The 7,566-nt window shown below is 37.7% G+C and carries 8 protein-coding genes; 2 read left to right on the forward strand and 6 right to left on the reverse strand.

The window, feature by feature from the left end; translation table 11 throughout:
* Positions 1 to 11 precede the first annotated feature (11 nt).
* The 6 genes from MKL62_RS09715 to MKL62_RS09740 all read right to left on the reverse strand — a co-directional run bounded on the left by MKL62_RS09715 (position 12) and on the right by MKL62_RS09740 (position 5,707).
* Positions 12 to 719, reverse strand: coding sequence for a PqiC family protein (locus tag MKL62_RS09715; RefSeq protein WP_005128310.1), 708 nt, complete (start codon positions 717 to 719; stop codon positions 12 to 14).
* On the reverse strand, positions 709 to 2,376 hold the full coding sequence (locus tag MKL62_RS09720) for a PqiB family protein (RefSeq protein WP_002016783.1): 1,668 nt from the start codon (positions 2,374 to 2,376) through the stop codon (positions 709 to 711). Before MKL62_RS09720 ends, MKL62_RS09715 begins: the two co-directional genes overlap by 11 nt.
* Before the next feature lie 7 nt (positions 2,377 to 2,383).
* Entirely contained in the window at positions 2,384 to 3,190 is an 807-nt protein-coding gene (locus MKL62_RS09725; RefSeq protein ID WP_001062704.1) for a paraquat-inducible protein A, read from the reverse strand.
* Positions 3,178 to 3,795, reverse strand: a complete 618-nt coding sequence (locus MKL62_RS09730) for a paraquat-inducible protein A (protein WP_000768113.1) — start codon at positions 3,793 to 3,795, stop codon at positions 3,178 to 3,180. The genes MKL62_RS09725 and MKL62_RS09730 overlap by 13 nt, the downstream gene beginning before the upstream one ends.
* A gap of 232 nt (positions 3,796 to 4,027) precedes the next feature.
* On the reverse strand, positions 4,028 to 4,918 hold the full coding sequence (locus tag MKL62_RS09735; RefSeq protein WP_000340903.1) for a DMT family transporter: 891 nt from the start codon (positions 4,916 to 4,918) through the stop codon (positions 4,028 to 4,030).
* Positions 4,919 to 5,152: 234 nt separating this feature from the next.
* Positions 5,153 to 5,707 (reverse strand): TetR/AcrR family transcriptional regulator, encoded by a 555-nt coding sequence (locus MKL62_RS09740; RefSeq protein WP_005128308.1) that lies wholly within the window; start codon positions 5,705 to 5,707, stop codon positions 5,153 to 5,155.
* Between the two features lie 443 nt (positions 5,708 to 6,150).
* On the opposite strand from MKL62_RS09740, the gene MKL62_RS09745 reads away from it, so the two are divergent.
* The gene (locus tag MKL62_RS09745; protein ID WP_001122273.1) at positions 6,151 to 6,660 is read left to right on the forward strand and encodes a helix-turn-helix domain-containing protein; all 510 of its coding nucleotides are present in this window, start codon (positions 6,151 to 6,153) and stop codon (positions 6,658 to 6,660) included.
* 32 nt (positions 6,661 to 6,692) lie between these two features.
* Complete coding sequence (locus MKL62_RS09750; RefSeq protein ID WP_223673390.1) at positions 6,693 to 7,535, forward strand: IS3 family transposase; 843 nt, start codon at positions 6,693 to 6,695, stop codon at positions 7,533 to 7,535.
* The last annotated feature ends 31 nt before the right edge of the window (positions 7,536 to 7,566 follow it).

Below are 7,566 nucleotides of genomic sequence, written 5' to 3' on the forward strand. Positions count from 1 at the left end.
AACGATGCGTTTTACGAACAGACACCATTGCTAATAATCGATTTTTTATTTGAATCTAGCGCCACAATTGAAGAAGATATGGTATTAATAATTTGACTCATCGCTTCATTTGAAGCACTTACAATTGCTTCCATTTTTTTAGCTTTTTGATCAATCGGCTGTTTAAACGCAATTCTACAATTGAGCTGCGCTCCTCTATTCGAGATTACTTTAGGATTCGTTGATTCTAGTTGAGTAGGCGGTATTTGACGCTTCACTACCCAAGATACGGTAACGTTGATATTGCTATTATCTACAATATCAAAATGAGAAAAGTCAGTAGAAACTCGATATAAAGGCTGATTGTTTCCAGAAAGTCCACTGCTATAACTGTCAATTGCTCCAAGTTTTTGTTGCAAACCAGCCGATAAGGTATCGCGTAATTGTGTACCCAAAGTCGATGTCCAGCGCTCATTATCAAGTACAGTCGACTTACCATTACTGTCTTGTAGCACCAGTGGCGCACGGTCTAAGCGATCTGGAATCCCGACCGGCAAGACCTCAATCACCTGCACGGTCGAGTTCGAGACCGGAGTCACTTTAGGTGTAAGCGTATAATAGTTTGGTGTTGGTGAACTAGAACATGCTGTCATGGCTATCGCTGTCAAAAGCACTCCACTCCCAAGCAGCCATTTGGCTACTTTAGAGTGTTGCAATGATCGGTTCTTTTTATTTTTCATCGTTGGCCTCTGGTCTCTTACCACGAATAATAGATTCAGGATGTTGTTCAATATAGTCTGCCATTAACTGTAATGACGCAGCCGCACGAGTCATTTGTTGTAGTGCTTTACGTACGTCTTGTTGTAACGGCGCATCGCTCGACAAAATAGACTCGGAAGATCTTACAGTTTTACGAACATCGTCTAAGGTTGCTTGTAAACCAGGAGCAACTTTACCATCTAACTGTTTAACCAGCTTGTCGGTAGACTCAATGGCTGTATTCATATTTTTAAGCGTTTTGCGAACATCCTGCCCAATTTCGACTAGTGGGAATTTCGTTAATTTATCAGCAATTTGGGAAACCTGTGCCTGTAAACCACTTAACTCTGTTGCAGTGGTTGGAATTACCACACGGCCATCATTCAAGATTTGTAGAGTGGCAGGTTTTGCTTTAGGGAACTTATCTAAAGCAATATAGTTTTGACCCGTTAAGAGGTTGCCGGTTCTCATTTGGGCACGCCATCCATGCTCAACAAAATCTTTAAAAATGTCGCTGTTTGGATTAAGTGCTTGGCCGTTTTCAACGCGTGAAGGATAAATCACTGCCTCAACACGCATGCGAATCTGCTTATAGTTGTTATAAAACTCTGCATTAATTGATTTAATGCTACCAATTTCAATTCCCATGAAGTCGATTGGCGCACCCACAGCCAAACCACGTAATGAGTGATCAAAGTACATAATCACGCCACGCGGTAGACCATCCGGCTCTTTTAATGCTTCAGCTTTTGAGTCCCAAAGATTAAAACGGCTCTTGTTGGCAGCAACAGTCGCATTTGAGTTTTCAGGGAAACCAAACGCAATACCACCAGCCACAATACTTGCAAGCGATTGAGTATCTAAGTTAAAGCCTGAAGCATTTAACGTCACATCAATACCACTTGCCTGCCAGAAACGTGTGTCAGTCGTTACAAATTTATCGTACGGCGCACGAATAAACGTCTGAAGTTCTACGCTTTTACCGTCATCAGATAGCTTATAAGCTGTAATTTGTCCTACGTTAATTCTTCGGTAATAAATTGGCGAACCAATATCTAAAGATCCCAAATCATCGGCTTTCAAGAAAAACTCTTTACCCGGCACATCGGAGGTAATTACTGGCGGTATTTCCAGACCTGTGAATTCAAGTTTTTTCTCGGGTGATTTCCCGCCATCTACTTCAATATATGAACCCGACAATAAAGTATCGATGCCTGAAACCCCACTTGTCCCAATCCGTGGACGCACTACCCAGAACCGTGAATCTTGAGCAGCAAAATTACTTGCATCCTTACGTAAATCAATGCGTGCAATAATGTGAGATCGGTCTTCTGCAAGATCGATTTGCCGTACCACCCCAATGTCTACCTGCTTATAGCGTACTGTTGTTTTACCTGCGACTAAACCTTCGGCAGTACGAAAAGATACTTCAATGGTTGGTCCATTAGAAAGTAATGCTTTCACCGCCAAAGAAAGCGCAATCAGCAGCGCAATAAGTGGAATAATCCAGATTAGTAGAGGCTTCCACCGATTTTTCTTTTCTTGGGGTTCTGGTAAATCATTCATGTTTTCCAGTTCAACATCTGTTTCATGATGATCTGAGGTCTCACTGGTTGTTTTGTTTTCAGACATACTCATTGTTCTTTTATTGACTGGGATTAATGGAATCATTATTCAAAGGCGAATGTTCTGCCTGAATAATTGTGTTTTTTTCCGAAGAAACACGGTTAGGTTTATTTGTATTTTGAGATGCATAAAAATTATCCCAAATAATACGTGGGTCAAAACTTAAAGATGCAAACATGGTTAAAACCACAACCGCACCAAAAGCAATTGAACCCGGTCCCGCTAAAATAGTTGCAAGTGATTGAATTTGAATAAGAGCAGTAAGTAAGGCTACCACAAACACATCAATCATGGACCAGCGCCCTACAAACTCAACAATTCGGTAGAGTTTAATGCATTGCTCCGGTGCAAACTTCCACGCCGCGGATGACTGTATATATACAACCAACAACAGGAAATACAAAATAAGAAGCTTTAGCATCGGAATAAAAATACTCGCCATAAAAATGACCACCGACACCAAATAGTCTCCACTTTGCCAAAAGTAAATTACTCCACTCATGATGGTATCTTGCTGACGGCCCAAAAGAGAGTCAGTTACGGTCATAGGAAGGACATTTGCAGGAATATAGAGAATGGTCGCAGCCACCACTAAAGCGAAGGTACGATTTAAACTTCCCGGCTTACGCTCGTGCAAAACGCTATGGCATCTAACACAGCGGAGAATTTGATTTTTATGAGCATCAGTTTTATTTACTTTTGAGGAATTCAATAAGCCACAGCAATGACACAATATCAGTGAAAGATCTTTGGCTCTTGGATATTGTTTTAAAATCATATTGGTATTTGTGATTTTTTCAGAAGTCACATTTTTTATTTTTGCCATGGCTGTGACCTATCAATTTCATTCCATATATCACTCACCTTTACGGAAGTAATATAAACCATCAATAGACTCAAGACCGCAAATGCCCATAGAGCAATTTCCGGAATAACAAGAACCATGCCCATTAGCTTTACAAGCGTGACCAGAATTCCAATCAGGAACACCTCAACCATTCCCCAGACTCTCATAAAATAAAGTGTTCGCAAGGCACCGACTAAAAATTGGGGGCGTTTCTTTAATATACTGACCGTACCGAGTACATAGCCCATCAATAATAAATACGTAAGTGGCACAATGAATGTAGTAATTAAAATAAGAACACCGACAAATGCCCTATCGTAATGAAACATTACCCACACGGCGCCCAGTAAAGTGGTTTCGGATATGTTGCCTTGCAGTTCAATTTTGACAATGGGAAAGCTATTGGCAATAACAAATACAATGAGGGCCGTTAAAATTAGAGCTAACAATGTAGTAAAAGGCTTGGTATGCCGATAAAGCTCTGCACCACAGCAGACACAATAAGCTCTTTTTCCGTAAGCAAGCGGGACTCTACGATAGACGGTATCGCACTCCTCACAACCTGCTAATTCTTTAAGCTTCATAGTTATACTCTAAGATTTATCGTTTTACTGTGCTAATAATTGCTTGCTATAACGCTTGCCTAAAATAGTATTTATAAGCAATGTGCCAAACTAATCTCATTTCTTCAAGAAAAAATTAGTGACCGCATCAATGAATTCTTTTATTAAATAAAAGAAAAAGAACTAAAAGCCCCTTTTCTCAAAGGAGCTTTTAACACGTTTAAAATTAAATGGATATTGTATTTGAATAAAATTAGGCGCTCTTCAACGCAAAAATATTCCAATGCAACTTCACACCCAGTACGCCTAATAAAATTAAACCTGCACCTAAAACTTGAGTACTCGTCAACACATGATCAAAGAAGAAATAATCAATCACTATGGTCGATATTGGATAAATAAAAGATAAGATCGCAATATTATTTAAAGGTATTTTCTTAATCGCCGAATACATTAAATAGTAGAGAAATGCAGTATGCAAAACTCCCAATCCGACCACAAACAGCCATTGTTGACCGATCGGCGGGTTTTCAAAAACCGACATAAACGGAGCCATGACAATCGCCCCGCTCAGAGTTTGTATAAATACAATTAATAAAGGCGGTGTATTACTTAATTTTTTAGTGATTAATACCGATATGGAATAAAGTGTTGTGGCAATAAGAACCAGCCCCAAGCCGACTAACTCATTAGAGTTCACCGAAGCACTGCCTAAGCCTATAATCACGATTAGCCCTATAAAAGCAACGATGGTCCATAGCACATCATTTTTATTGAGCTTTTCGTGAAAGACCAAAGCCCCTAAAAATGAAATGACAAACGGGTTCACGTGATAAACAATCGTCGCTAAAGAAATAGAAGTTTTAGGAAAAGCGGCAAACAATAGAACCCAGTTAAAAATAATTAGAAGGCCCGAAGTCACCATTAAAAACAGTTCTTTTTTACCGAAGTATACTTTTCTAAAATGACCATAGAAGTAACAAATCGGTATTAAACACAATGCTGAAATAAGGCAACGGAAAAATACAATATTAACGGGTGATTGACCTGACTTAATCACAAATAGACCAATACTCCCTGAAAGCAGCATGGCTACGACCATTTCAAGCGTGCCGACTTTTCTTTTTAAATGATGATCATCCACGAATTTCTCCAAAAATTTATATTGTTAAGTCTTCATCTATTTTTATTTCAGATTTTATAAACTCACTCTTTCTTAGTATTTCGTGAGTTTTCAGTCTAAATAACTTGTCCTTTTTAAAATCTAGAACAATAAAATAAAAGATAAATCATGTTAATTTTTAATTAAGAAATCATTATTTCAAAATAAAAAGATAGTTAATTCATTCTAAAATAGTGAATCTTTAGCTAAATCAATTTAGTCAACCCTCACTAAAAAGTAATCTAACAACTTGGTTTGTTCTTCGACTCTGTCTGAAGTCAAAAGTCCTAAAACTGCCCCATCTATCATAAATATAAAAATTTCCGCTTCGGCATATGAAACGGCTTTTTTAGTTTCCATAAGCAGGCAGAAAATTTCATTTTTAATCCATCGTCTATAGCGTATTGCCGTTTGGTAAGCTGTAGGATAACTCGTTTTAATTTCAAAAATTGCTTTAAACAACAGATAATAAGCGCTCTTTAAATTGGCATGTAAGAGATAAATTTGCCTGAGTTTATGAGCGAAAGTTGAATAGTGAGTCGTTTCTATCTCCACTCTTACTTTTTCCATTAATGTGTCTTTTTGAAGTAAGAGGCACATTTCAATCAGACGTTCTTTTGAATGAAAGTAGTTATAAAAAGTAGCTTTGGAAATTTTAGTTTCGCTAATAATTCGGTCTACCCCAACCTTATGAAACCCGTATTGTTTAAATAAATCCGATGCTATGTAGAGCACGTGTAATGCTCTAAATGAAGTGCCTAAATTTTTCATGTATACCGCTTAAAATAATTTTTTGTTGTATATAAAAGAGATAAAAATGCCGTCACTCTTAAAATGAGTGCTAAATACAGGCATGCGAAAACCGCACAAAGTGGTGTGCTCGCCTATCTCGGGTTTATTGTTGCTATGATTTTGAGTCGTAACGATGCTTAAGGCGTAGAAAACCTACGATCTACTGAGCCGTTTTAATGACTGTTTAGGCGGTATAAATAGAGAGAATTTGGCAAAGGCCAATAAATAAGAAGAAATAGTACGCATGTGCGAACTCCTTTGGGTATAAAGAAGCTTCACCACATTACTGTCAAATAATGGTGGCGAAACGAGAGAAGGTTGACAGACTGATACCCAAAAGATCAGCACACCCGAAGGTGTCCCCCTCCCGTTCTGAACTGCACCCCATAAGTTAGACTTTTTAAACTTATGAGGTGTGCCCTATGCCAATTCCGAAGCATTCAAAAGAGTTAAAATTAAAAGTCATTCAAGCTTATTTAGATGGAAGTAAAGGATATAAAATCCTTTCACAAGAATTTAATGTTGATCTCCAAACCATCCGCTTATGGATTGAAAACTATAAGGCACAAGGTGAAGATGGCCTGAATGTTAAAACTAAAAAAACCTACTACTCTTCCGAATTTAAAATCAAGGCTGTACAAATGCTTCTTGATAAGATACCGGTAAGAGAAGTTAGAAGACGGTTAAATCTGAGCGGGACGTCAATTTTAAGAAGGTGGCTCGCTCAGTATCATAAAGAAGGGATTGCCGGGTTTAATACTACGAGGATTTATACCAATATGGTTAAACAAGATAAAACCAAAATAACTAAGCCTATAAAAGAAGACAAAGATAAATCTCAACAGGAACTCATTGATGAAGTGACCGCTTTACGAGCGGAGGTTGCCTTTTTAAAAAAGCTAAAAGCCTTAAAACTGAAGCAACGTACTTAAATACACTTTGTACTGCAGACACTGTTCAGGTTATTTCAGAATTAAGGCAAATTTATCCATTAAAACTCTTACTCAGTATTGCAAAGATTGCTCGTAGTACTTATTTCTATCACATGAAAGCTGTACGCTCTAATGACAAATATACTGAGTTAAAACAGCAGATTAAGTCCATATATCACAAGCATAAGGGATGCTATGGCTATCGTAGAATTACTCTTGCCCTGAAAAGTACAGGAATAATAATCAACCATAAATGTGTATATCGCCTTATGAAAACCATGGGAATTAAATCACGTATCAGAGCATTGAAATATCGCTCATATAAAAGTGGTTGTGTCGGGACGGTGGCTGATAACATTATGCAACGGCAATTTAAAGCGAACCATCCCAACCAGAAATGGGCAACTGATGTGACGGAATTTAATGTTAACGGTGAAAAACTTTATTTATCACCAATTATAGATTTGTTTAATGGGGAAATTATTACCTTCCGAATCCAACGTAAACTCAATTATGAGTTAGTGAAAGATATGCTCATTCATGCTTTAGCTAAACTTAAGCGACATGAGAAACCAATTCTCCATTCAGATCAAGGATGGCAATATCAAATGGCTCATTACCAACAGCAATTAAAGCAACATGGTTTAATTCAAAGTATGTCTCGTAAAGGAAATTGCTTAGATAATGCTGTAATAGAAAGCTTCTTTGGAATATTAAAATCGGAATGCTTTCATGGAGAAAAATTTCAATCAATTGATGAATTAGAGAAAACGATACGAGAATACATTCATTATTATAATCATGAGAGAATCAAGGTGAAGCTACAAGGTTTATCCCCTGTACAATATAGAAACCAGTTTATAAAAACTGCTTAACTAACTGTCCAACTTTATGGGGGCAGATCAT

Origin of the sequence: Acinetobacter sp. AOR01_HL, assembly GCF_027855455.1 — a bacterium.
GTDB classification, from domain to species: domain Bacteria; phylum Pseudomonadota; class Gammaproteobacteria; order Pseudomonadales; family Moraxellaceae; genus Acinetobacter; species Acinetobacter baumannii.

Bases quoted from the DNA above. Each gene is read 5' to 3' on its own strand.
- MKL62_RS09715 (WP_005128310.1), bottom strand. From the start codon at position 719: ATGAAAAATAAAAAGAACCGATCATTGCAACACTCTAAAGTAGCCAAA.
- MKL62_RS09720 (WP_002016783.1), bottom strand. From the start codon at position 2,376: ATGAGTATGTCTGAAAACAAAACAACCAGTGAGACCTCAGATCATCAT.
- MKL62_RS09725 (WP_001062704.1), bottom strand. From the start codon at position 3,190: ATGGCAAAAATAAAAAATGTGACTTCTGAAAAAATCACAAATACCAAT.
- MKL62_RS09730 (WP_000768113.1), bottom strand. From the start codon at position 3,795: ATGAAGCTTAAAGAATTAGCAGGTTGTGAGGAGTGCGATACCGTCTAT.
- MKL62_RS09740 (WP_005128308.1), bottom strand. From the start codon at position 5,707: ATGAAAAATTTAGGCACTTCATTTAGAGCATTACACGTGCTCTACATA.
- MKL62_RS09745 (WP_001122273.1), top strand. From the start codon at position 6,151: ATGCCAATTCCGAAGCATTCAAAAGAGTTAAAATTAAAAGTCATTCAA.